Below are 25606 nucleotides of genomic sequence, written 5' to 3'. Positions count from 1 at the left end.
TTTTTTTTGAAGGACTATAAATGGCAAATTTACTAAAAGTTGTTTTTTTAGGTTTAATAGGTTTTGCACTACTGGTTTTTTTTACAGCAGAAAAGCCAAAGCAAATTGTTGCAAACGAAAATGTTGTTAATATTGTAAAGTATGATTCTTTACCATCAATTTTTGAAATTGTAGGAAAAGAAGATAAAGTTAAAAAAGAAGATCTATTTAAAAAAGACGAAGATACTTTAATTGTAGTAGGAAATCATGACTCTTTAGCTGTTGTAAAAGAGTTACCTAAATATTTTGAATTAACTAAACCATATGTTATGGTAGCAAATATTTCAGCTGCTCCTTGGTTTGTTAAAAAAATGTTTATCCCTGGAAAGTTAGAAGAGTTAAATAGTGATTCTAATATTCCTATGATTTATGATTTTGAAGGTGAGATGGTTAATGTTTTAAATGTTACAGATAACTCAAAAACAAAATTTATTGCATTTATCTTATCTAAAGATGGTGCTATCTCTAAACTTTATGAAGGTGAAGTTAAAGAGGGTGCTTTAGATGGTTCAATGAATGAAGAAGAAAAGAAAAAAGTATTAACTCCTCTTTTTGATTCTTTAAAAAATATATAAACTCTCACAAACTAATTAAGACAATTTTTGTCTTAATTAGAAAATCTACATTATTTTTATTAATTACTTTTTAAGTTAGTTTTGTATTATTATATTACGAATAAATTATTTTAAAAAGGAAAATTATATGAAACATGAATTAATGAAACTACCTTATGAATTAGATGCTTTAGAGCCACATATGTCTAAAGAGACTTTAGAATTTCACTATGGAAAGCATCACCAAACATATGTTACTAAATTAAATGGTTTAATTGAAGGAACAAAATATGAAAATCTTTCATTAGAAGAGATTGTAAAAGATTCTGAAGGTGGAGTATTTAATAACGCTGCACAAGTATTTAATCATGATTTTTTCTGGAATGGATTAACTCCTAATGGTTCTGAAATCCCTTCTGAAGTTGAAGCAGCATTATCTGAAGCTTTTGGTTCTGTTGATGGATTTAAAGAAGAGTTTACAAATGCAGCAGTTAATAACTTTGGTTCTGGTTGGACTTGGCTTGTTAAAAATGGAGGTAAATTAGAAATTGTTTCTACTTCAAATGCAGGTACACCTATTACTTCAGGATTAACTCCAGTGTTAACATGTGATGTATGGGAACATGCATACTATATTGATACTAGAAATGCAAGACCAGTATATTTAGAAAACTTCTGGAAACTTGTTAACTGGAATTTTGTAGCACAAAACCTAGCTAAATAATTATAATAAAAGAGGGTTTTACCTCTTTTATTTATTTAACCAAGATAAAGCTTCTTTTTCTGCTTTAAATGTTTTTATCTCTCCTGAGATAAACCAAGAAGATATTTTAGCTCCAATTTCAAGCCAGCTTTTATTTGTAATAATTGCAATCTTATCAAATTCATTTCCATGCTTTAAACCTAATTTTAAGTCATCCCAAGCAGCTTTTATTTCCCAACCTTCAAGTTCACTACAATCGAATAAAGCTTTAATTTTTGGCTCTTTAATCTCTTTTAATGCTTTATCTAACATTGGAGTAATAATTTGATAATCTTCGTGTGTGAGTTTTCCAATAGCCTTTAGATATAAATAAAACTCTTTATCTACTCTTTGTAAACCAATTGAAAGACCATGTTTATGAGTAATCATAATAGACTCCTTTTTTATAAAGATGTTCTATTATGATTGTATTAATATTTAGTTTAATATTTTAGAAAATAGACTATTTAGATGTAGCTACATTAAATTTACCTACTGCACAAGAAACAAAGCTTTTAGCAGTAGTTGCAGCCTTTTCAAAGCCACTTAATTCATCTGTTGTTAGAGGATAACCTAAACTTCTAAGTTTTAATTTTAACTCTTGCATTTTTTCATCATTTATATCTAAAGTAATTTGTCTTGGATGAACATCTAAATTTACTTCAACTTCTCCAAACTCTTCTTCTAGTCCTTTTATTAAAGTATTTGCACAACCACCACATTTTACATTGTGTACTTCAACTGTTTTTTTCATTTGGTAAACCTTTATTTACTTTTTGCAAGTATATCAAAATATAGTGTTTTTAAAAGAATTTTTCTTCTAAGACATCTACTAAAGTTTGTACTGATTTTACAGAGTTATCAAAAAGTGATTTTTGCATCTCATTTAACTCTAATTCAAAAATCTTTTCAACTCCTTTACTTCCAAGCATAACAGGAACTCCAGTTACAATATCTTTATATCCATACTCTCCATTTAGATATACAGAACAAGGATAGATTTTCTTTTGATTATTTAAGATTGCTTCAACCATAAGTGAAGTAGCATGGGCAGGAGCATAATATGCAGAACCTGTTTCAAGAAGTTTTACAATTTGAAGACCACCATTTTTTGTTTTTTCAACAATTTCAGTTATCTCTTCTTTTGAAAGAATTTCTGTAATAGCAACACCTGCAACAGTAGAGTAGTTTGGAAGAGGTACCATATCGTCTCCATGTCCACCCATTACAGAAGATTCTATTTGTCCTGCACCAAAACCAACTTTTTCTAAAATAAAGTGAGACATTCTTGCACTATCTAAAATACCAGCCATTCCTACAATTTGATTTGAAGAAAAACCTGAAGTTTTAAGTGCTGTATAAACCATTGCATCTAAAGGATTTGATACTACAATTACAATAGCATTTGAAGCATAAGTCTTTACATCTTCAATTACACTTTGCATTATCTTTGCATTTGTAAGAAGTAAATCATCTCTACTCATTCCAGGTTTTCTTGGAATACCAGCAGTAATAACTACTACATCACTATTTTCTAAATCTTTTCCATCTTTTGCAGCTTTAACTACAGTATGAGATTTTGCAGCATTTGCACTTTGTGAAATATCTAAAGCCATAGCTTGAACAATATTTTCACGAATATCTTTTAGTACAATTGAAGAGCAAATACCTTTATTTGCTAAAGCATATGCTAAAGTTGAACCTACATTTCCAACTCCAATAATACTTACTTTTTTATTAACCAAGATATTTCCTTTTTCTTTTTTGTGATTATAACTTTTTGGGTATAAAAAAAGGCAAAGCCAAAGCCTTGCCTTTTAATTTTTAAGAATTGGTTTATTAACCAATAATTGCGTTTAATGTAGCAGATGGTCTCATTGCAGCAGAAGCTTTTGCATCATCTGGTAAATAGTATCCACCAATATCAGATGGTTTACCATGACCTGCAACTAATTCAGCAACAATTTTATCTTCATTTTCAGCCATTGCTTTTGCAATTGGTTCAAATTCAGCTTTTAATTCAGCATCAACATCTTGTGCTGCTAATTCTTGTGCCCAATACATTGCTAAATAGAAATGGCTTCCTCTATTATCAATTGAACCTAATTTTCTAGCTGGAGATTTATCATTTAATAGGAAAGTTCCAGTAGCTTTATCTAAAGTATCAGCTAAAACTTGTGCTTTTTTGTTGTCTTGAGTATTTGCTAAGTGCTCAAAAGAAGCAGCTAAAGCCATGAATTCACCTAATGAATCCCATCTTAAATAAGACTCTTCAACAAATTGTTGTACGTGTTTAGGAGCAGAACCACCAGCACCAGTCTCAAATAATCCTCCACCTTGCATTAATGGAACGATAGATAACATTTTTGCAGATGTTCCTAATTCTAAAATAGGGAATAGGTCAGTATTATAATCTCTTAAAACATTTCCAGTTACAGAAATAGTATCTAAACCTTTTCTCATTCTCTCTAAAGATTTTTTAGTTGCATCTAATGGAGACATAATAGAGATATCTAAACCAGAAGTATCATGGTCTTTTAAGTATTCATTTACTTTTTTGATTAATTCAGCATCGTGAGCTCTGTTTTCATCTAACCAGAAAATTGCAGGAGTATTTGAAAGTCTTGCTCTTGAAACTGCTAATTTAACCCAGTCTCTAATTGGAGCATCTTTAGCTTGACACATTCTGAAAATATCACCTTCTTCAACATCAAATGCAAATACTTCATTTCCATTTTTATCAGTAACTTTGATAGTTCCTTTAGCTTCAGCTTGGAAAGTTTTATCATGAGAACCATACTCTTCAGCTTTTTTAGCCATTAATCCAACATTTGGAACAGTTCCCATAGTTCTTGGATCTAATGCACCATTCTCTTTACAATCATCAATAACTGCTTGGAAAGATTTAGCATAACATCTATCAGGAATCATTGCTAATGTATCTTCTTCTTTATCATCAGCATTCCACATTTTACCACCACCTCTAATCATAGCAGGCATAGATGCATCAACAATTACATCTGATGGCACGTGTAAGTTTGTAATTCCTTTTGCAGAGTTAACCATAGCTAGTCTAGGTTGTTTTGCATATACAGCTTCAATATCAGCTAAAATTTCAGCTTTTTTATCAGCATCTACTTCATCTAATTTAGAGTATAAATCACCAATACCATTGTTGAAATTTACACCTAATTCATCAAATAATGCTCCATGTTTTTCAATTAAATCTTTAAAATATACTTTTACTGCATATCCAAACATAATTGGGTCAGAAACTTTCATCATTGTAGCTTTTAAGTGTAAAGATAATAATACATCTCTTCTTTTTGCTTCATCAATAGCTTCTTGATAGAATTCTTGTAAAGCTTTTGCTCTCATTCTAGTTGCATCAATTACTTCACCAGCTTCTAATGGAGTTGAAGCTTTTAATACTTTTTCATTTCCATTTTCATCAACAAAAGAGATTTTAACATCATTTGCTTCAGTCATAGTAGTAGAAACTTCTGCACCGTAGAAGTCATCCCCAGCCATATAAGCAACATCAGTTTTAGAAGTTTTAAGCCACTCTCCCATTCTATGAGGGTTGTTTTTTGCATAGTTTTTTACAGCACCAGGAGCTCTTCTATCTGAATTTCCTTCTCTTAATACTGGGTTAACAGCAGATCCTAAAATTTTTGCATATCTAGCTGTAATCTCTTCAGATTCATCATAGTTAGGTACATTATAACCTTTTGATTGTAGCTCTGCAATCGCTGCTTTTAATTGTGGAATAGATGCAGAGATATTTGGTAATTTTACAATGTTAGCATTTGGATCTTGAGTTAATTCACCAAGTTCTGCTAAGTGATCACCAATTCTTTGTTCTTCAGTTAAGTTCTCAGGGAAGTTTGCGATAATTCTTCCTGCAAGTGAGATATCTTTTGTTACCATTTCAATACCAGAACTTTTCGTAAAAGCTTTGATAATAGGTAAGAATGAATATGTTGCTAAAGCTGGAGCTTCATCAACTTTTGTGTATATGATTTTTGACATGTCTATTCCTAAGTTTTGATTTTAAAGTAGAAACATCATATCACTATTTAAATTTATGATAAATGAATTTTTTACTTTCTAAACTTAGGAAATTTTCATTGTTTCAAATTTTCACATACTATTTAACATTATCCCATAAAGATTTGATAGAAGAAGGGTTCTGTTTTGTTACATCTGTACTCATTATTTTCTTCGCTTCTTTATCATATTTATTTTCAACTTTTTTTACTTTAGTGTATGTTTTTTCAACACCTCTATTAGCATTAATATTTTTTATGTGTTCTTGATAAGAGCTTGTAAACTTATGTAATCCCGTTGAATTATCTCTAACAAAATATAAATATTCACTCTTTACTGGAAATATTGCAGCTTTTATTGCATTTAAGCTAACTGCACAAACAGGATGCTCCGGAAGACCTCTATTTTTATATGTATTGTATGAACTATTATCTTCTCTAATTCTTTGAGCAGTTACTTTAACATGAGAATATTCTCCATAATTTAATGTTCCATCCATTTGTAAAGCCATACCACGTCTTAATCTATTATAAATAACACTTGATACAAGAGGCATCTCATCTACACTTGCTGCTTCTTTTTGAATAATTGAAGCCATAATAATATAGTAGTACCATTTTCTCTTATCGTAGTATCCAAAGATTTTTTTAGAAAACTCTTCATACTGTTTATTTGTATTAGAAAAAAGATAGAAAAGTAAATGGTCTTCTTTCATTCCATATGGTAAAGAGTATGTTTCTGCTAAGATATTACCATCTGCTTTATAAGCATGCTCTTGATAGATTTTATTTAGTTTATCTTCTGAAAGATTAAATTTTTCAGCAATCTCTTTTAAAAAGACATATGAAGTTTCACCTGGGATTAAAGTGATAGTTTTTAATGCTGCTTTTGATGTTGTTAATTTATATAAAAAATCAGCTTTTTTCATATATTGAGCTTTTAAATCAATCCACCCACTTTGTGGGTAACCTAAAAAATTTATTATATATTTATCTATATTATTTAATTCATAACCTGTTTTGTTTAAATGTGTTATAATACTATTTGTACTACCTTTAGGAATATATAATACTTTCGTTGAAGTTAACGGGATATTTACATAAAATAGTACTGTAATTGCTGCTATAAGGACAAACTCAATAATGCTAAAAGTTATTAAACTACTTATAATAACTCTCTTACTCTTTTTTTTATTTTCCATTTTTCTCATTTTTTCTGGGATTAAGATTGATTCATTTTCATTGGGTAATTTTTCAATTTCGAAATTGTATTTAAAATATGATAAAAAACTTATTTTAGAAGCTGAAGAATTGGTTTTTGATTATATTTCGAGCAAAGAAGAAGTCTCTAGTGAGGACCTTAAAAAGAGATTTTTACAAGTTCCAAAGATATTAGACTATTTTGAAAAAATAGATATTGAAAGATTAAAAGTAAAAAATAATGAAATTACAATTTTAATTGATAATGAAGAGATTTATGTAGATACAAAAGATATTAATGTTTCTGCAAATCTGAAGTTTATAGATGAAGAGCTTCAAATGCAAATATATTCTATATATGCAAAAGATTTAAATCTTACTCTTTATGGTGAATCTACAATTAATGCTTCTAAAGGAACAATTAAGTTCTTTGGTTACTTTAATAAAGATGATATGGATGGCGAATTAAATTTAAATTTAACGGAAGAACTTTTAGATTTTTATGTAAATACTACTCATTCAATTAAATCTTTAAAATTCTTGAAAAAGATGTTTAGACTTGATGAAGTTGCTGAAGCTTGGATGTATGACAATGTAGAAGGAAATATAGACTTAAACTATCTATATGGTCAAATTGATTTAAAAAAACAAGAGGCTATTTTAGATTCAATTAAAGGTCAAGCAGTTATCAAAAATGCAAAAATAAGATTTCATCCAGATGCAAAAACTGTAAATACTCCTACCTTAAAAATTGATTACAAAAATGATACTTTGTTTTTTGATTTAGAAAAGCCTATGTATGGAAATAGTGAGCTTTATGGAAGTAGGGTATCTATTCCTCATTTAACAAGTATGGAAAAAGGTACTGTTATTGTTGATTTAAAAACTAAATCAATATTAAATGATGATATTTTAGAAATTTTAAAAGCTTATGAGATAAAACTTCCTTTAAAACAAATAGATGGTAAAACAGACTCTTCTTTAGTATTAAATATTCCTTATCTGGCTTCAAAGAAGATGAGAGTAGATGGAAAGTTTATTGTAAATAATGCAAATTTAAAATTAAATGATTTTGAATTTTTTACTAAAAGTGCAAATGTTGTATTAAAAGATAATATGGTTCATATAAAAGACTCTTTAGTAAAACATAAAGAGTTAATTGAAGGGAATTTAAATTTAGATATAGATACTAATACCTTAACTGCAAAGGGTTCTGTTGATGTAATAGACTTTAATCTTAAAGCTGAGGATAAATCAATTTTAAATTTAAATAAACAACATATTCCTTTAGAGATTAGTTTTAAAGAAGAGACTAAAATTGATTTAAAAAGTTTAAAATCAAAAATTCTAATAAAAGATGAACTTTTCTCTTTATCTGTTGATGAGTTAGCTTTACTCTATGAAAACTCTGATTTATTAAAAGAGATTAATATTAAAAAAGGTAATTTAGAGGTTAATATCAAAGGAGAGAATGATATTACTTTTAAAACTAATGTAGAAGGATTAGATTTTCCTTTTGAAAAAAATGCAGAAAAAATCACTAAATTAGAAGCTGTTGGTGTTATTACAGATAAATTTACTGAAATAAAAACAAATGACTCTGATATTGATATTATCTTAAAAAAAGATGAGCCTGCTTTAATTAAATTGTCAAATATAGATATTGTTTTAGATGAAAAAGAAGGTACGTTAAAAGATGATTATCCTGAAATAAAATTAGATTTAAAAAACTCTAAAATTAAAATAGATAAAGATAATATATATAAAGCAACTTGGGCTAAAGTAGATATAAATAAAGAAAGAATATTTTTTAAAGCAAAAGCTATTGACCTATCATTACCTTTTTCAAAAGAGGGTCAAAAAGTAGAAGAACTAGAATTAGAAGGTACTTATAAAGATAAAGTTGTAAATATAAAGTCCACAGACAATAATCTAAAATTAGATTATGATATAAATAAAAACAAAATATCAGTTAATCTTAAAGATTATGATTTAGTTTATGATACAAATGAAGTCATTAAAGAAAAGGATACTCCTTTATCATACTATATTGAAGGAATGAACTCTGATATTATTGTAAATAAAGATTATGTAATAAAAGCTACTTCTTATAACTTTATATTTGCAGAATCTAAAACAGATGTTAAATTAAAATATAAAAATACATCTTTTATATATAATCAGGATTTTAATGGTAATTTGAAACTAGAAGCCAAAAATATGAATGATAAGTTTTTGAACTCTTTATTAAATAAAGATTTAATTAGTGGTGGTACTGTAAATATTTCTGCTCATGGTAAAAATAATGTAGTAAATGGGACAGCTTATATAAAAGATAGTAAAATTAAAGATTTAGCTATTTTAAATAATTTATTAATTCTTATAAATACTTCGCCTGCTCTTATTAATCCACTACTTGCAATACCATCAGTAGTTGGAATGGCTACAAATGGTGGATTTAATGTTAATGGGTATAGAGTAATAGAGGGAACTGTTGATTTCACTTATGATTTCACTAGTAAAGCTTTAAATATGTTTAAAATTTTTACTAAAGGAAATGGTGTTGATTTTGATGGTTATGCAAATATAAATTTTGCTAGTTCTAATATTGATTCAAAATTAAAACTTATCTTTTTAAAAGATTATTCTAGAATTGTTGGGGGAATCCCAGTGATTAATTATATTTTCTTAGGTGATGAAAAAAGGGTTGATACAGAAGTTGAGATTTATGGAACATTAGAAGATCCAAAATATAAAACTAACTTAACTAAAGATGGTGTGAGTGCACCTGTAAATTTCTTTAAAAGATTAATAGAAACTCCAAAGAAAATATATGATTCAATAAGTGAGTAGAAAAGTTTTTCTACTCATTTCTTAATACATCAATTACATCAATATTTGTAGCTTTTTTAGCTGGATAATATGATGAAATTAGTACGATAATTGCAGCTCCAATAACAATTGAAATAAAATCAAGAGTTGATAGGTCTAAAGGAAGTTTTGAAGTTCCATAAACATCTGCTGGAAGTGAGATTATTTCAAATGTATCTAAAATCCACATTCCTAAGAAACCTAAACAGATTCCTACAAAAATACCAGAAAAACCGATAATAGTACCTAATTTTAAAAATATTTTCTTAACTTCTTTTGTAGAAGCTCCCATAGATAAAAGTAGTGCAATCTCTTTTCTTCTACTCATAACTGTCATAAGTAAAGAAGAGATAATATTTAGTGAAGCTACTAAAATAATAAGCATTAATACAATAAATAGAGCTTTTTTCTCCATTTCCATTGCTGCAAAAAAGTTTCCATTTTGTTGCCACCAACCAACAACTCCTGCACCATTTAAAGCTAAGAACTCTTTTAAAGCCACAATATCTTTCATAGCATTATCAGAATAAACATGAATTCCATCATAAATTGTAGCAGGTTTTTTTAATAGTGTTTGTAGAGCTTCAATTGAAGTATAAACATAAGTTTTATCATAAGCATGAAGACCTGATTTAAATGAGCTTTTATATGTGAATCTTTTTAATTTAGGCATCATAGATAAGCCAGTAGGAGTTAGTGAAGTAAAATATAGAGTTACTTTCTCTCCTGAAGATAAATATAAATTTTCTCTAATTCCATCTCCAACTATAATATCATATTTACTTAGAGTTAAATTTTTAACAGCTTTTTCATAAATAGAGTTAATTGGAGCCTCTCTTTTTGGGTCAACTCCGAAAATCATACCTCCATTCATACTCTCTCCACTTTGTAAAATAACTTGAGAACTTAAATAAGGAGAAAATTTTAGTTTAGGAAACTCTTTTTCTAAAGAAGTAAGTAATTCTTGATTAACACTATTATGAAACTTAGGATAGATAGAAAGAGGGTAGTTCATTGTAAAAAGTTTATTTTCAAACTCTTTTGCAGTACCATTCATAATGGCCATAGTAATGATTAAAACCATCACCCCAATGGCAACACCAATAAATGCTAAAATAGCACTTATTGATATAAAAGGATTTTTTTTGTCAAATTTTAAATATTTTTTGACAATAAAATTTACTAATTCTTTATTCAAATTAGTTTCCTGCCACTAAACCTCTTTTAGGTCCACTTTTTCCATGGCAATGTTTATATTTTTTACCACTTCCACAAGGACAAGGTTCATTTCTTGCAATTTTCTTTTCATTTGAAAGAATTTGTTGCTCTTCTATATTTGTAATAGCACCTTCATTTGCTTCTTCCATTTGTGCTTTCATTCTCTCAAGTGCTTCTTGCTCTTTTTGTGCATCATCTCTACTTTGAAGTTGTACTGTAAAAAGAACTTTTATAATTTCATTTTTGATATTTCCAATTAATTCAATGAACATATTATATGACTCTTTTTTATACTCAACAAGTGGATCTTTTTGGTTATAACCTCTAAGTCCAATACCTGTTTTAAGAGTATCCATAGAGTATAAGTGTTCTCTCCAAGCCTTATCTAAAATTTGTAAATAAAGAATTCTTTCAATTTCACTTTTTTGTTCAGGTGCAGCAACACTCATTTTTCTTTCATATACTTCTTTTATAATAGAAATTAATTTCTCTTCTAAAGATGAGTAATCTTCAGCAAGAATATCTTCTTTTTCTACTAATAAGTTAAGCTCTTCTTTGAATTTTGAAATAATATATTCATAGTTGAAATCTTCAGAAGGCATACCATCAATAATCTCTGCATGCATAAGAAGGTTTTGAATATATTCAGCTCTATTTTCATCTAATTTTGAGTTTATATCATAGTCAGGATTTAGTAAATCATTTCTAAATGAGTAGATTACTTTTCTTTGCTCATTTGCTACATCATCATACTCAAGTAGGTGTTTTCTACTTTCGAAGTGCATTGCCTCAACTTTTTTCTGAGCATTTTCAACAGCTCTTGTAACCATTTTTGATTCAATATGCTCACCTTCTTCAATACCAATTCTTTCCATGATACCTTTAATCTTATCACTTCCAAAAATTCTAAGAAGATTATCTTCTAATGAAAGATAAAATTGAGACTCACCAACATCACCTTGTCTTCCTGATCTTCCTCTTAATTGGTTATCAATTCTTCTTGATTCATGTCTTTCTGTTCCAATAATAGCTAAACCACCTAAGGCTAAAGTCTCTTCATTTAACTTAATATCAACTCCACGCCCAGCCATATTTGTAGCAATAGTTACAGCACCTTTTTGTCCAGCATCTGCAATAATTTTTCCTTCTTTTTCGTGTTGTTTTGCATTTAATACTGTATGAGGAATTTTTAATTTAGATAACAGACTATGTAGATGCTCTGATTTTTCAATAGAAGCTGTACCTACAAGTACTGGTTGACCTTTTTCATGATACTCTTTAATCTTTTTTGCAACTGCATCAAATTTTTCTACTTCACTTTTATAGATTAAGTCATTTTTATCAATTCTTTGAATAGGTACATTTGTAGGAATAGATACAACATCTAAGTTATAAATTTCTGCAAATTCAGTTGCTTCTGTTTGCGCTGTACCTGTCATACCTGCTAGTTTGTTATACATTCTAAAATAGTTTTGGAAAGTAATATCTGCAAGTGTTTGAGACTCTTCTTGAATAGAAACACCTTCTTTTGCTTCTAAAGCTTGATGTAATCCTTCAGAGAATCTTCTTCCTTCACTTAATCTTCCTGTAAATTCATCTACAATAATAACTTCATTATCTTTTACTACATAATCAACATCTTTTACAAAAATATAGTTTGCTTTTAAAGCTTGGTCTAGATTATGTGATAACATTGCATTTTCTAAAGAGTATAAGTTATCTACTTCAAATAATTTCTCTGCTTTTTCAATACCTTCTTCTGTTAATAAAACAGATCTATTTTTTTCATCAACTGTAAAATCTCCAGTAGTGTATGGCTTTTGAGAGGCATCTTTAGGCTCAATTAATTCACCTTTTTCTAGTTGTAATGCTATTTGATTTGATTTTACATAATCTGCACTTTTATGATTTGTTGGACCAGAAATAATAAGAGGTGTTCTTGCTTCATCAATTAAAATTGAGTCAACTTCATCCACAATAACAAAATTGTGTTCTCTTTGAACTTTTTCTTCAAGTTCATAATGCATATTATCTCTTAAATAATCAAATCCAAACTCATTGTTTGTTCCATATGTGATATCTGCACTGTATTGCTCTTTTCTAAGGGTATCATCTTTTAAATCACCAGTAATTGCACCTACTTGAAAACCTAAAAAGTTGTATAAAGGTTCTAGTTCAGAAGCATCTCTACTTGCTAAGTAATCATTTACAGTAACAACATGAACTCCTTTTCCAGTCATTGCATTTAGAACAACAGGTAATGAAGCAACTAAAGTTTTTCCTTCTCCTGTCTTCATCTCTGCGATTCTACCGTCATTTAGAACCATCCCACCAATTAGCTGAACATCATGGTGTCTCATCTTTAAAACTCTTCTACTTGCTTCTCTTGTGATTGCAAAAGAGTCATTTAAAACATCATCTAATTTTAATTCTTCTTTTTGAACTTGTTCTTTTAAGTTGTTGAAAGTAGTTTGTAGCTCTTCATCACTCATTGCTTGATATTTAGCCTCTAAAGCAGTGATTTGATCAGCTCTTTTTCTATATCTTTTTACTTCTCTGTCATTTGATGTACCAAAAAATTTTGAAAAAACATTAATCATAAAATAAATTCCTTTTAACCAAATCCTTCGCCATACTTTTAGTTTAATTTGGTATTAGTTATAATCGCAAGATTATATAAAAAACAAGGTTAAACTATGGTTTATAAACTTTTACTATTGACAATTATTACAGTTTCAAATCTATTAGCAGTAGATGAATTAAAAGATATAAAAACTTTTCAAGCAGATTTTATTCAAACAGTTAGTAATCAATCTAATAAAACAATTTCATATGAAGGTAAGGTTTTTATTAAGAATAACGATAGAGTTTTATGGAAATATATAAAGCCAATCGAAAAAAATGTTTTTTTATTAAATGATATTGTTGTAATTGATGAGCCTGAATTAGAACAAGTAATTTATACACAATTAAAAGAGGAATTAAATATTCTTAGTATTTTACAAGAGTCTAAAAAAATCTCAAAAAATAAATATGAATCATTTTTTTATAATAGAAAATATGAAATTTTATTAAATAATAAAGAGATAAAACAAGTATCTTATAAAGATGAATTAGATAACACTATTATTATAGAGTTCACTAATGTTGTACAAAATGAGGAGATACCTACAGACTTTTTTAGATTTATTCCACCAGATAACTATGATATTATAAAAAAATAAAGAATATTTAGCTACTATTTCGCCCAAGGTACAACAGACAATAGCTTGAGTTTCTCAAGAGGAAAGTCTGGGCTGCAGTGAAGCATGGTTCCATTTAAAGAATGGCTAGGGTAACCTAAGGGACAGTGCAACAGAGAGTAGACCGCCAATTTATTTTGGTAAGGGTGAAAGGGTAGGGTAAGAGCCTACCAGCACTTTAAGTAATTTTAGTGGCTATGTAAACCCAACCAGCAGCAAGAAGAGCTTGGTAATAAGCTTCACGCTATTGTTCTTCGCACGATTGCTTAAGTAATTTAGCAACAAGATAAATTATTGTCAAATACAAAATCCAGCTTACAGTTGTACCTTCTTCTTATAAGCACATATTATTAGGCTTTTACTAAGCTTTAAATATCTTTTATTTTTACAATATTACTAAATAAATCAAAGTCTTTCCCTAAATCTATATTTATACTATTTATAGTTGTATATTTTTCTTATTTTTATATTATTTAATTAAAAATAATCTTATTGTATATCTTTATAAACTACTATAAAATAAGCTTTTTAGAAATATTAATTTTTCTTTTGTAAAATTCCAGTCGCATTATTATTACATTATTTATTGGAGTACTAATGAATTTAAAAAGAAAAATTGTAATACCTTTTTTATCTCTTTTTTTATTGACAAATTTAAATGCAAATGAAAAGATTGATTCTTTTTCAAAGGCAAAAAAATTGATGAAGAAAGTTTATAAAGAAAATCAAGTAACTTTTTATTCAAATTGTAAATATAACTATAGAGATAAATCAAATATGATTTTAAGAGATAGTTGTGGTTATGAGCCTAGAAATGAATATACAAAAAAGGGTAAAAAAAATCAAAGAGCTACTAGAATAGAGTGGGAACATGTGATACCTGCTGAAAACTTTGGTCGACAATTCGTTTGTTGGAGAGAAGGAAATAGTACCTGTGTTAAAGACAATGGAAAAACTTACAAAGGGCGTAAATGTTGTTCTTTCGTTGATGAAAAATTTAGATTTATGGAAGCAGATATGCATAATTTAGTACCTGCAATAGGAGAGCTAAATGCGGATAGATCTAATTTTAGATATGGAATTATTGAAGGTGAGAAAAGACTTTATGGTCAAAATATTGATTTTGAAGTAGATTTTAAAAATAGAATTGCAGAACCTGCTGATAATATAAAAGGAAATATTGCTAGAACATATTTTTATTTTGAAAAGCAATATGGTATGAAAATATCAAATAAAGATAAGAAACTATTTAATGCTTGGAATAATCTTGATCCAGTAGATGATTGGGAAAGAAAAAGAAATAATTTAATCTATAAAATACAAGGCAATAAAAACCCTTTTATAAATTAAAGTAAGAAGATAATATTTAGACACAAAAGTGTCTAAATATTTTAGAAACCTGCTGAGTATCCTCTACTTGAGTGACTCTTAATTAAACCATAATAAGTTTTATCTCTTATTTGTTTAATCATGTTTCTAAGTGTAAAGATTGATGTATTTTTATCTTTCCATGCACTCTTTTTGATTGCTTCTACATCAACAATTGTTCCTTGACTTTTAAGAATAGTATGAAAAATGTTCATTTGTGTTTTAGTAAGTCCAACATCAACATTTTTTCTATCAAATACTTTCTTTAAAACTTTATCATAGTAAAAACCTTTTCCAAGATCAATTCTACTATCAACTTGTTGGCTAATGATTTCTTTTAAAGTCTCTTCTAGAGGTAAGTTAAATTCTCTAGCTTTACTCTTTAAAAATCTTTCCATCTCTTTTGTTAAATCTATTGTAATATTGCTGCTCATAATGACACCTCATATTTTTATTTTAATTATAACACATATAATTATAGAAAAACTTAAAATTGAGACATTTGTGAGACAATTCTTGCCAATTTTTTAAAATTGTGACAAAAATGATAAGGAAGTGTATTATTTATTTTTATTCCAAAGCTCTAAAAACTCTTTTCTATTATAGATTTTTGCACCTAAATCAACTTTGTATTGTAGCTGAGGATGCCCTAGATTCCACATTTTAAAGCCATTTGTTTTTAAATAATTATTTAAAAGTACTAATTGTAATTTTCCCCAATTATTATATTTTTTATTTTTTGTTGTAAATCCTGATAAAGATGTATAAATTGAGCCAATTTGGTAGCCAATTTCTCCAGAAATGAGTTTTTTGTCATTTTTTTCGTATAATTCTATACTTATTAAATTAAAATTTTGATATAAGCTAGAATTAATTTTAATGTTATTTAATATATTGCAATACTCTTCTGTAAGCCATGAATTGGGATGATAAGCGTTTATTTGCTCTAAAACTTTTTCAAAATTTTGACTTATATCAAGAATATAGTTATTTTCTTGTATCAATTTTTTTACTTTTTTAGAGACTTTTATATCATTGAAGTCTAAAACAGCGTAGTCAAATTGAATTTCAGGTAGTAATACAAATTGATTGTTATGATACATTGAGGTTGTTATAAAACCTTTTTTTGCAGCTTCGACATAAAATTCACAAGATAAATCATCACTCCAGTAATAATTCTCTTTCATATTAGAATAGATATGATTATTTAAAATTTCTTCATCTTGTAAATCTTCTAGTGTCAAATAGTAAATAATAGCTTATCCTTTTATATAAGTTGATTCTTAATAAATTCCAAATAATGACCTTCTTCCTCTTCAAGTTCATTATGAGTTCCACTTTGGACAAGTTTACCTTCATTTAAAACATAGATTTTATGTGCATTTTTTACAGTACTTAATCTATGTGCAATAGTAATTACTGTTTTATCTTCTAAAAACTCTTTAAGAGCATTAAATAATTTAGCTTCTGTATGTACATCCAAAGCAGAAGTTGATTCATCAAAGATTACTACACTAGGATTTGAAATAATCATTCTTGCAATAGATAATCTTTGTCTTTGTCCTCCACTTAGCCTTATTCCATGTCTTCCAACTATTGTATCTAGCTTCTCTTTCATATTTAAAACAGTCTCTTTTAATTGAGCTATCTCTAAAGCTTGATATATTTGTTCATCATTTATAGTTTCATTTCCCATTGTGATATTAAATCTAAGAGTATTATTAAATAAAATAGGCATTTGTAGTACAAGAAAAATTGATTCTCTTAATGATTTTTTATTTATATCTTGAATACTGATATTATTGTATAAAATCTCTCCCGAATCTTTTTCATAAAAACCTGCAATAACTTGACTTAATGTAGTTTTTCCACTTCCACTTGCTCCAATCAGGGCAATTTTTTCTTTAGGTTTTATTTCAAATGAAAGATTTTCTAAAGTTTTTTTATCTTTATTATATGAGAAACTTAGGTTTTTTATTTGAATAAAGATATCTTGTTTTTTTTCTAATTCTAAAGTTCCACTGTTCTCTTCTTTTAGTGTAAAGATTTTATTTATTCTTTTCATTGCTGCATTTGCAGTAGTATAAGAGTATTGCATTGAAAGAATATCTTGAACAGGAGTCATAATAAACCAAATATAACCAAACATTGCAAACATCATACCAATACTTAAATCACTATATGCAACCATAAGTAAACCAGAAGCTCTTAATATCTCAAAAGCTGCCAGAAATACAGTGAAAGAGAATCTTTCATAAGCAACACTTTTGTAGTTATATTCATTTGAAGTCTCTTTTATATTATTTGCTTTTGAAATTGAGTTTTTAAAGAAGTAATTCTCTTTGTTACTTGCTTTTATTTGTCCAAAAAGTTCAAGTGTTTCTCCAATATCATTTTGAAACTCTTCAATTGCTTGATTCTCTTCTTTTTTTAAAGTACCTACTTTTTTAGAGATTTTTTTTGATATTAACATTATTATAGGTTGTATTAATAAAATCATTAATCCTAAAAGAGGATGAATTGCAATCATTACTATAGAAACGGCAATTAGGGTTAAAACAGAAGCAACAAATTTACTTGCACCTTTTATTATAAAGTCATCAAGAGTATTTACATCTGTTACTAAATTTGCAGCAATAGAACCACTTCCTAAACTCTCATATTCATTCATACATACTTTTTCAAGATGTAAAATAGCTTTTTTTCTTATTTCAAAAGTGATATATTTAGAGATTTTTGTAAAAATTTTTGTTGTAATTACATTTAAAACAAAGTGAATAAATCTTAAAAAGATTACAGCGATAGTTACTATTAGAATATAATAAAAAGCATTTCCCATTCCAATACTATTATTTATTGTATTTAGAAAGAAACCTGGTTTATTTAACAGTACTTCATCAACTAAAGCAGGTAACATTAAAGGTATTGGTACACTAATGCATATCGCAAAAATAGTTACTACTTGCCCCCAAATAAGGGCTTTTTTATTTTTAAGTAGTAATTTTAGTAAATACTTGAGATTTATTTGTTCCATTTAGATTAATTATTTGCTTAGTTGTTCACAAATATCTAATTTCATTCCTTCATGGTAAGTACAGTTTAATCCACACTGATAAGTACCTCTTTGTGTTAAACCTAAATTTTCTAGCTCTTTTTTTGATTCAACTTGACACTCTTGTAATGTTTTATAAACTCCATGTTTTTTACTTCTCTTTTCATTTGCTTTATCTGGATAAATTAGTGATGTCCATGTCTCTTCTTTTTGTTGTCCACCAAAACATCCTGAAAGAAGAAGTGAAGCGAAAATAGAAAGTAATAATGTTTTTTTCATATAGGTTTTTCCTTTGAAGTTTGAATATATAGTATTCTTTACGATTTTTCTACAATTAATATGTTATCATATCAAAAATTATTTAAGAGAAACAAAATGAAAAAATTAATAATTATTTTTATATTTGCACTTTTTGCTACATTTGCATATGCTGAAAACTATTCTGAAATGAGTACTCAAGAACTTATTTCTATTATGGGTTATGTTGATAAAAAAAATCAAACAAAATTTGAAAATGAATTAAAAAGTAGAATTTCAACAATGACTCCAAAAGAGAAAACTATGTATCAAAATAACTTAAAGAAGATGAAAAAATAATGAAAACAAAACTATTACTTCTTGAAGATGATTTAACATTAAGTGAAACAATAGTTGATTATTTTGAAGAGCAAGGCTTTGATGTTGTAGCTGTTTATGATGGGGATGAAGCAAATGAAATAATATATGAACAGAGCTTTGATCTTTTTTTATTTGATGTGAATGTTCCTTCAATAAATGGTTTTGAACTTTTAAAAGAAGTAAGAAAAGAGGGGAATAAAACTCCTGCAATTTTTATAACTTCATTAAATTCTATGGATTCACTAGAGCAAGGCTTTGAAAGTGGTTGTGATGATTATATTAGAAAACCTTTTGAGCTAAAAGAACTTTTATTAAGAGTTCAAACAATTATAAAAAGGGAGTATTCTAATAAAGAGGATTTTGTTCAGATTTCTGAGAATATAAAATTTAATACAAAAACAAATGAGCTTATAAAAGATAATGAAGTGCTTTTATTAAATTTTAAAGAGCTAAAACTTTTAAAATTCTTTTTACAAAATTCAGATGAGCTTTTATCTCATGAAAGAATATACGATTATGTTTGGGATTATGATGAAGAGCCAAGTGATAATTCACTTCGAACTTATATCAAAAACTTAAGAAAAGCCCTAGGGAAAGATAAAATTGTTAGTCTTAAAAAGCTTGGATATAGATTTAACTCAAAGTGAGAAAAAAACCCTTTTAGGCTTTTTAACTCTATATTCCTTTTTCACAATAGTTATTTTACTATTTATCTCTTTTTTATATTACTCTTTTCAGAAGAATTTAATGCTTCAAGAAAAAAGAGTATTAATGCAAAACTACTCTAGTGAACTAATTTTTAGACTAAAAGACTTACATATTAATTTTGATAAATATAAATTCTATCCAAGAGATGAGAAGTTTAATTCTGCAATATATGATAGTGATAAAAAACTGATTTTTTCTACTTTAGAGTCTAAAAAAATAGATTTTAATAGTGAAGTTTATACAAGTAATTCAAAACTTCATTTTGTAGAACAACCAGAATCTTACTATTTAGGTGCAAAATATGTTGTATTAGAAATAAATGATGACCTTATTTGGTTTGAAAATTTAAAAAAAGAGATAGCTTCTTTTATTTTACTTGCTTTTATTTTTATGGTTTTTCTAGGATATTTTTTATTAAGACTTTTTTTAAAACCAATGAGAGATGCTTTACATTTACTTGATAGATTTATAAAAGATACAACCCATGAATTAAATACTCCTGTTGCTGCAGTTATTTCAAATGTTGAAATGATTGATATTGATTCTTTAGATGAGAAGTTAGCAAAAAAGATAAAAAGAATAGACACAGGAGCAAAAACTATTTCAAATATCTATGAGGATTTAACTTATCTTACTTTAAATAATAAGATTATCTCTCAAGATGAAAAGTTAAATTTATCAAAAATAGTAAAACAAAGAATTGAGTATTTTAAAACATTAGCAGATGTAAAGAAAATTAGTTTTGAAACTTCAATAAAAGAGGAAGTCTCAATTTTTTGTGATAATAAAAAAATCTCTAAAGTAATTGATAATCTTTTATCAAATGCAATTAAATATAATAAGATAAAAGGCGTAATTAAAGTTACTCTAAAAGAGAACTCATTAATTATAGAAGATAGTGGGAAAGGTATGAGCCAAGTGCAAGTTGAGCAACTATTTCAAAGATATACTAGATTTGATAAGAGTGTAGGGGGTTTTGGAATAGGGCTTAATATTGTTTCTATGATTGCAAAAGAGTATAACTTTAAAATAAGTGTAAAATCAGAACTAAAAGTAGGTACAAAGATGGAGATTTTATGGGTAAATTAATTTTAATTTTATTGCTTTCAACACTTTTTTTATCTTCAAATGATGTATATGAACAAAATTGTGTAAAGTGCCATAATAACTTACCAGTATCAATAGATAAATACTTTTATCGATATCTTTTAAAATATAGTAGTGAGCGTAGTGTAAAAGAAGCAATGAAAACTTATTTAAAAGAGCCTACAAAAGAGACAACAATTATGCCGGAAGCTTTTATTAAAAGGTTTGGTGTAAAAAAAACAACAAAACTTACAGAAGAAGAACTACAAAAAGCTTTAGATATTTATTGGGATAAATATAAAGTTTTTGGAAAATTAAAATAAGAAAAAAACTTTCACAATCACTTCACGATTAACTTTTATACTTCTCTTATAAAAATTAAGGAGTATGAAATGAAAACTACAAAAATCTTAATGACATTAGCAATTTTAGCTGGTACATCTTTATTTGCAAGTGATGGAGCAAAACTTTATAACTCTTGTGCTGCATGTCATGGTGCAAATGCAGAAAAAAAAGCTTTAGGAAAATCTGAAATAATCAAAGGTTGGAATGTTGAAAAAACAGTAGCAGCTTTAAAAGGTTATAAAGATGGTTCTTATGGAAAAGAGATGAAAGGTGTTATGAAAGGTCAAGTTTCAAGACTTTCTGATGAAGATATAAAAGCAGTAGCAGAGCATATTGCTACTTTAAAATAAGGCCTAATTTAATTTAGGTCTTATAAAAGGATTTCTTATGAAAAAATTATTAATAGTATCAACTTTTTTAGTAAGTTCTCTTTTTGCTGGTGGTGATAGATTTCATGACTATGTAAAAGTGAAATATTCAGAACCTATTTATGAATATGTTTATGAACAAGTTCCTCAAACTCAATGTTCAGAAGTAAGAAAAAAAGTTAGAGCATATGATAATGATTCATATGTAAGAAATGATAACTTAGGAATTGATACTCTTGTTGGAGTTGCAGCAGGAGCAGTTTTAGGTAGTCAAGTAGGTAAAGGTAATGGTAGAGTTGCTGCACAAATCGTTGGTGGTTTATTAGGTGGTAAAGTTGCCCATGAAATTAGAAACAACTATAACTCAAACCAAAGCTATAGATATGTAAATACTACAGAGTGTTTTGATACTTATGAAAATGTTGAACGAAAAGTTATAACTGGATATAAAAATCATTTTGTATATAAAGGTATAAAACACTATAAAATCACTAAAAGACCTAAAGATAGAATAAAAATAACTCACTCAATAAGTTTTTAAAAGCTAAGGAAATAATTCCTTAGCTTTTAAGTAAGTAATCTAGTAACAATATTTTGATTTATATTGCTAGATTGTGCTGCCCCATAAGCTCCTATTTGAGCTAAAATATTTTGTTTATTAAAATTTGAAATCTCTTTTGAATAATCTAAATCAGAAAGTGTAGAGTTTGCAGCAGTTGTTGATGTATATTGTGAAAATAGATTTCTTCCAGAACTTTGTAATTGATTTTGAGTAGAACCTAATTCTCCTCTATAATCATTTACTCTTGTAAGAGCAGTATCAATATCTCCTAAGTAAGCTCTTGCTGTACTTGCATCAAAAGAAGAAGGATCTTGATTTAATAAATTTTCTAATCCAACACCAACTGTATTTGATTGTACAGTTTGAGTTTCAATAATATCATCTGTTGAAGTTCCTGCTTGAAATTGTTGTCCTACTGTTTCTGCTTGATCATCACTTGCTTTTTGTAATAAAGTTTGATCATTATATTTTGTACTAGAAGCAATATTGTCAAAGTTTTTAAGTAAATCTTTTATCTCTGTTAAGATTTGTTCTCTTCCTTCTTGTGAAGTTGTATCTGTTGATGCTTGAAGAAGTTTCTCTTTTACATTATCTAAAATATTAGATTGTTCACTTATTGATTTATCTGCAATTTGTAAAGAGGCAAGGGCACTATTAACATTGTCAATTGACTGAGTTAATCCACTTGCTTCGGTTCTTAATTTATCTGAGATAGATAAAGAAGCAGCATTATCAGCAGCACTATTTATCTCTTTCCCTGAGGAGATTCTATTTAAAGATTGATTTAAATTTAAATAAGGCGATTGATCCAGTTGTACATTATTGATTTGCATAACTTACTCCTTACAGTTATATAATAAATTGTATGACTTCTTACTTTAAATAAAAATTAAGCATAGTAATTAGTTTTTTATAAATAATTTAATAACAAGCTGAGATATATATTAAAAAAATGTTTTAAAATAATATTAATAGAAAAGAAAATTTAAAAAATTGATACTATTATAGTACTATTATCAAGGAGTTATATGAAAGTACTAAAAAAAGAAGATAAAATGTTTTTTAATAATAATGATATTTCATTTGGAAATGTAAGTATAAAAAATGATGTTCTTTTTTTAGAAATAATAAAAACTCTACCTGCTTTTAGAAATTTAAATTATGCTACAAATACTTTATTAGGAATTTTATCTTTTGTAAAAAGAGAGAGAAAGTATAAAAAAATTTATCTAAATCCTCTACCTCTTGATACAAATGGCTTAAATCTAGAAAAATTAATCTGTTTTTATGAAAAGTTTGGTTTTATAAAAAGTAGTGAAGCTAATAGAGCTTATCCATTTTTAATGGAAAAGAATCTATTAGTTTAAATAGTGCTTTCTTTTGCAATTTTAATAATAAAACTTGCACCATTATCTTTATTTTTGACAGTTATATCCCCATCAAAACTCTCTTGAATAATTCTTTTTGAAATGGTTAATCCAATTCCTGTTCCTTTATCTTTTTTTGTAGTAAATCTATCATCAAAAACTTTAGATAAATCCTCTTTTTCAATTCCACCTGCATTATCAGAAATTTCTAATAAAATATACTTTTCTTCTAGTATTGCTTCTATTATTATCTCTTTGTTTTCAGATATCTCTTTATTTACTAAAAATTGGTCTAAGGCATTATTTAATATATTTAGAATAACTTGACAAAGTTCACTTTTATATCCGTATACTCTCAATTCTTTAGGAACATTATTCTTTAGTTCTACTGAGTTCTTTTTAAATCTAAAGAAAAGTATCTTTAGAATTTTATTAATGCAGTCATGAATTACAAATTCACTTTTTATTTTATCTGGTGATAAAAAGTTTCTAAAATCAGTTGCTGTTTCACTCATAAAATCAACATTCTCTGAGATAGTTAGAATATAGTTTTTTCTTTGCTCTTCTGTTAAATTATGCATCTCTAAGTTTAGCTCTAATGCTTGAGAAGTTACTTTTATAATGCTTAGAGGTTGTTTCCATTGATGAATAATATTATCTATCATATTACCCATTTCTGCAAGTTTAGCTTTTTCTGTCAGTAATTTTTCTGTTCTTATTCTTTTATCTAACTCTTCACTAACTTTCTCTTCTAGTTTTTGATTTAAAGTTTTCATGGCAGTTATGTCAATAGCAATACTTAAAATATATGTTTTGTTGAATAGACCTAAAAAAGAGAGCTTTATAATTCTTGTATCATAATATAATTTCTTATTGTTTTTTAAAACAATTGTATCTACAAATTTAACTTTTTGTTTTTTTAAAACATCGATGTCTCTTTGTTTTGAAGTGTGGGGTAAGTGTTTATCTATGAAATCATAAGATTTCTTTCCAATAAGTTGCTCTTTAGAGGTAAATCCATAAAGTTTTACAAGAGAATCATTTACTAATAAAAATAGACCTTTATTATCTTTTAAGCAAATAGGAAAAGGAATATTATTAATAAGGCTATCTAGTATTTTCATTCTAATTGATTGAAGATATGCTCCTAATAAAACAAAAGGAATTGAAAGTACAAATAAAACAATAAAGAAAAAAGCAACTTTTTCTGTCGTTTCTTTCATATATGTATCATAAATCTCTTTTTTTATTGAATAGATAATATAAAAACTGTTATCTGTTAAATCTATTTTATTTAAATAAAAAATTAGGTTTTTATCAAAAGAGCCTTTTTCTGATTTTTCTTTATTAATTAAAGTATTAATATTTTTAATTTCATCTTCTACTTTATAATAAGTTTTTCTTTGAGTACTCCAGTTTTTATTCTCATCTGGATGAAGTAAGAAGTTACCATATTTATCCATAAAATAAACATTGAAAATATCTTTATCTTTTATCATTTTCAATAAATCACTTGCTAAAAAGTTAATTATTAAAATTCCTTCTAATTTATCATTTTTATAAATAGGAGTAGAAACTCTAATTGTAGGTTTAAAAGGTAATTCAATTCTTTTATTTTCTACATTTAAATCAAAGTCAGATATATAAACTTCGCCATCTTTTAATGATTTCGTTTTTATAAAATAGTATCTATCACTTTTATTTTGTAAGTTTTTTGCTATATTTATCTCTTCATTGTTTTTATCAATTCTTATTATTTCATTTCCATCTTTATCTAGAAATCGAAGTTGAAAAATATTTTCATTAGCTTTTGTAAAATCAATAAAGTCTTCAACTAAATATGGAAATATATTTTTTTCATTATTTATAAAACGATTTAAATCTTTATTCTCTTTTAGTGCTTTTAATATTAGTTTATAATGATTAATTTCAGATTGTAGTTTCTTATATGTCTCTTTAAATTCTGTTTTGGCAATATTCTGTTTTGAGTAATATAATAGTTCTTTTTGTTGATTATTAAAATATATAAAAACAATTATTGCAAGAAGGGTATTTATTATTCCAATTGTGATTAAAAAAAGTAAGGTATTTTTTCTTACAGAGATTAAATAAGACATAATCTACTCCTGTGTTAATAACAAATAATAACATTTAATAATACTTAAAGCAATAGATTTTAAGTAAAAATAAGATTATTTTTTTATACTAAAAAGGATT

The 25606-nt window shown here is 27.0% G+C and carries 25 protein-coding genes and 1 other RNA gene; 13 read left to right on the top strand and 13 right to left on the bottom strand.

Annotated elements, in window-relative coordinates; genetic code table 11:
• The first annotated feature begins 20 nt into the window (after nt 1-20).
• Together ABIV_RS07635 and ABIV_RS07630 are read left to right on the top strand one after the other, a co-directional pair.
• On the top strand, nt 21-614 hold the full coding sequence (locus ABIV_RS07635; protein WP_114839304.1) for a hypothetical protein: 594 nt from the start codon (nt 21-23) through the stop codon (nt 612-614).
• 127 nt (nt 615-741) lie between these two features.
• Nucleotides 742-1317, top strand: a complete 576-nt coding sequence (locus ABIV_RS07630) for a superoxide dismutase (RefSeq protein WP_114839303.1) — start codon at nt 742-744, stop codon at nt 1315-1317.
• Nucleotides 1318-1344: 27 nt separating this feature from the next.
• Here ABIV_RS07630 and ABIV_RS07625 read toward each other — a convergent pair whose 3' ends face one another.
• The 5 genes from ABIV_RS07625 to mltG all read right to left on the bottom strand — a co-directional run bounded on the left by ABIV_RS07625 (nt 1345) and on the right by mltG (nt 6586).
• The gene (locus ABIV_RS07625) at nt 1345-1725 is read right to left on the bottom strand and encodes a SpoIIAA family protein (protein WP_114839302.1); all 381 of its coding nucleotides are present in this window, start codon (nt 1723-1725) and stop codon (nt 1345-1347) included.
• Nucleotides 1726-1798: 73 nt separating this feature from the next.
• Nucleotides 1799-2089, bottom strand: coding sequence for a heavy-metal-associated domain-containing protein (locus ABIV_RS07620; RefSeq protein ID WP_114839301.1), 291 nt, complete (start codon nt 2087-2089; stop codon nt 1799-1801).
• A 49-nt stretch (nt 2090-2138) separates the two neighbouring features.
• Entirely contained in the window at nt 2139-3080 is a 942-nt protein-coding gene (gene mdh, locus ABIV_RS07615; RefSeq protein ID WP_114839300.1) for a malate dehydrogenase, read from the bottom strand.
• A gap of 94 nt (nt 3081-3174) precedes the next feature.
• Nucleotides 3175-5367, bottom strand: coding sequence for an NADP-dependent isocitrate dehydrogenase (locus tag ABIV_RS07610; protein WP_114839299.1), 2193 nt, complete (start codon nt 5365-5367; stop codon nt 3175-3177).
• 118 nt (nt 5368-5485) lie between these two features.
• Nucleotides 5486-6586 (bottom strand): endolytic transglycosylase MltG, encoded by a 1101-nt coding sequence (gene mltG / locus ABIV_RS07605; RefSeq protein WP_205526916.1) that lies wholly within the window; start codon nt 6584-6586, stop codon nt 5486-5488.
• A gap of 64 nt (nt 6587-6650) precedes the next feature.
• Between mltG and ABIV_RS07600 the strand changes: the two genes are divergently transcribed.
• Nucleotides 6651-9437, top strand: a complete 2787-nt coding sequence (locus ABIV_RS07600) for a YhdP family protein (protein ID WP_162917991.1) — start codon at nt 6651-6653, stop codon at nt 9435-9437.
• A 10-nt stretch (nt 9438-9447) separates the two neighbouring features.
• Here ABIV_RS07600 and ABIV_RS07595 read toward each other — a convergent pair whose 3' ends face one another.
• Both ABIV_RS07595 and secA read right to left on the bottom strand, forming a co-directional pair.
• Nucleotides 9448-10653 (bottom strand): ABC transporter permease, encoded by a 1206-nt coding sequence (locus ABIV_RS07595; protein ID WP_114839296.1) that lies wholly within the window; start codon nt 10651-10653, stop codon nt 9448-9450.
• Between the two features lies 1 nt (nt 10654).
• Entirely contained in the window at nt 10655-13273 is a 2619-nt protein-coding gene (gene secA, locus ABIV_RS07590; RefSeq protein ID WP_114839295.1) for a preprotein translocase subunit SecA, read from the bottom strand.
• Nucleotides 13274-13369: 96 nt separating this feature from the next.
• Here secA and lolA point away from each other — a divergent pair, with 96 nt between their 5' ends.
• From lolA to ABIV_RS07575, 3 genes are all read left to right on the top strand, one after another.
• Entirely contained in the window at nt 13370-13897 is a 528-nt protein-coding gene (gene lolA, locus ABIV_RS07585; RefSeq protein WP_114839294.1) for a LolA-like outer membrane lipoprotein chaperone, read from the top strand.
• Nucleotides 13898-13922: 25 nt separating this feature from the next.
• An RNA gene (gene rnpB, locus ABIV_RS07580) (RNase P RNA component class A) lies at nt 13923-14249 on the top strand.
• 263 nt (nt 14250-14512) lie between these two features.
• Nucleotides 14513-15265 (top strand): endonuclease, encoded by a 753-nt coding sequence (locus ABIV_RS07575; protein WP_114839293.1) that lies wholly within the window; start codon nt 14513-14515, stop codon nt 15263-15265.
• Between the two features lie 41 nt (nt 15266-15306).
• Here ABIV_RS07575 and ABIV_RS07570 read toward each other — a convergent pair whose 3' ends face one another.
• From ABIV_RS07570 to ABIV_RS07555, 4 genes are all read right to left on the bottom strand, one after another.
• A complete protein-coding gene (locus tag ABIV_RS07570) occupies nt 15307-15717 on the bottom strand; it encodes a hypothetical protein (RefSeq protein ID WP_114839292.1) in 411 nt (136 codons plus the stop codon).
• Nucleotides 15718-15843: 126 nt separating this feature from the next.
• Nucleotides 15844-16527 (bottom strand): GNAT family protein, encoded by a 684-nt coding sequence (locus ABIV_RS07565; protein WP_228254272.1) that lies wholly within the window; start codon nt 16525-16527, stop codon nt 15844-15846.
• 23 nt (nt 16528-16550) lie between these two features.
• The gene (locus tag ABIV_RS07560) at nt 16551-18317 is read right to left on the bottom strand and encodes an ABC transporter ATP-binding protein (protein ID WP_114839291.1); all 1767 of its coding nucleotides are present in this window, start codon (nt 18315-18317) and stop codon (nt 16551-16553) included.
• 9 nt (nt 18318-18326) lie between these two features.
• On the bottom strand, nt 18327-18614 hold the full coding sequence (locus tag ABIV_RS07555; protein ID WP_114839290.1) for a hypothetical protein: 288 nt from the start codon (nt 18612-18614) through the stop codon (nt 18327-18329).
• 96 nt (nt 18615-18710) lie between these two features.
• Between ABIV_RS07555 and ABIV_RS07550 the strand changes: the two genes are divergently transcribed.
• The 6 genes from ABIV_RS07550 (at nt 18711) to ABIV_RS07525 (ending at nt 22001) form a co-directional block, all read left to right on the top strand.
• Entirely contained in the window at nt 18711-18932 is a 222-nt protein-coding gene (locus ABIV_RS07550; RefSeq protein WP_114839289.1) for a DUF1104 domain-containing protein, read from the top strand.
• Nucleotides 18932-19600: a response regulator transcription factor gene (locus ABIV_RS07545; protein WP_114839288.1), complete on the top strand. Its 669-nt coding sequence runs from the start codon at nt 18932-18934 to the stop codon at nt 19598-19600. The genes ABIV_RS07550 and ABIV_RS07545 overlap by 1 nt, the downstream gene beginning before the upstream one ends.
• Before the next feature lie 100 nt (nt 19601-19700).
• On the top strand, nt 19701-20750 hold the full coding sequence (locus ABIV_RS07540; RefSeq protein WP_228254271.1) for a sensor histidine kinase: 1050 nt from the start codon (nt 19701-19703) through the stop codon (nt 20748-20750).
• Entirely contained in the window at nt 20738-21070 is a 333-nt protein-coding gene (locus ABIV_RS07535) for a hypothetical protein (protein ID WP_114839286.1), read from the top strand. Before ABIV_RS07540 ends, ABIV_RS07535 begins: the two co-directional genes overlap by 13 nt.
• A 69-nt stretch (nt 21071-21139) precedes the next feature.
• Nucleotides 21140-21442: a c-type cytochrome gene (locus ABIV_RS07530; RefSeq protein WP_114839285.1), complete on the top strand. Its 303-nt coding sequence runs from the start codon at nt 21140-21142 to the stop codon at nt 21440-21442.
• A 37-nt stretch (nt 21443-21479) separates the two neighbouring features.
• Nucleotides 21480-22001, top strand: a complete 522-nt coding sequence (locus ABIV_RS07525) for a glycine zipper 2TM domain-containing protein (RefSeq protein ID WP_114839284.1) — start codon at nt 21480-21482, stop codon at nt 21999-22001.
• A gap of 26 nt (nt 22002-22027) precedes the next feature.
• Here ABIV_RS07525 and ABIV_RS07520 read toward each other — a convergent pair whose 3' ends face one another.
• The gene (locus ABIV_RS07520; protein WP_114839283.1) at nt 22028-22855 is read right to left on the bottom strand and encodes a flagellin; all 828 of its coding nucleotides are present in this window, start codon (nt 22853-22855) and stop codon (nt 22028-22030) included.
• Between the two features lie 195 nt (nt 22856-23050).
• Here ABIV_RS07520 and ABIV_RS07515 point away from each other — a divergent pair, with 195 nt between their 5' ends.
• The gene (locus tag ABIV_RS07515; RefSeq protein ID WP_114839282.1) at nt 23051-23389 is read left to right on the top strand and encodes a hypothetical protein; all 339 of its coding nucleotides are present in this window, start codon (nt 23051-23053) and stop codon (nt 23387-23389) included.
• Here ABIV_RS07515 and ABIV_RS07510 read toward each other — a convergent pair.
• Nucleotides 23386-25506: an ATP-binding protein gene (locus tag ABIV_RS07510; RefSeq protein WP_114839281.1), complete on the bottom strand. Its 2121-nt coding sequence runs from the start codon at nt 25504-25506 to the stop codon at nt 23386-23388. The genes ABIV_RS07515 and ABIV_RS07510 overlap by 4 nt on opposite strands.
• Nucleotides 25507-25606 lie beyond the last annotated feature (100 nt).

Source organism: Halarcobacter bivalviorum, assembly GCF_003346815.1.
Lineage (GTDB): Bacteria > Campylobacterota > Campylobacteria > Campylobacterales > Arcobacteraceae > Halarcobacter > Halarcobacter bivalviorum.
This window is presented reverse-complemented; position numbering and strand designations above follow the sequence as displayed.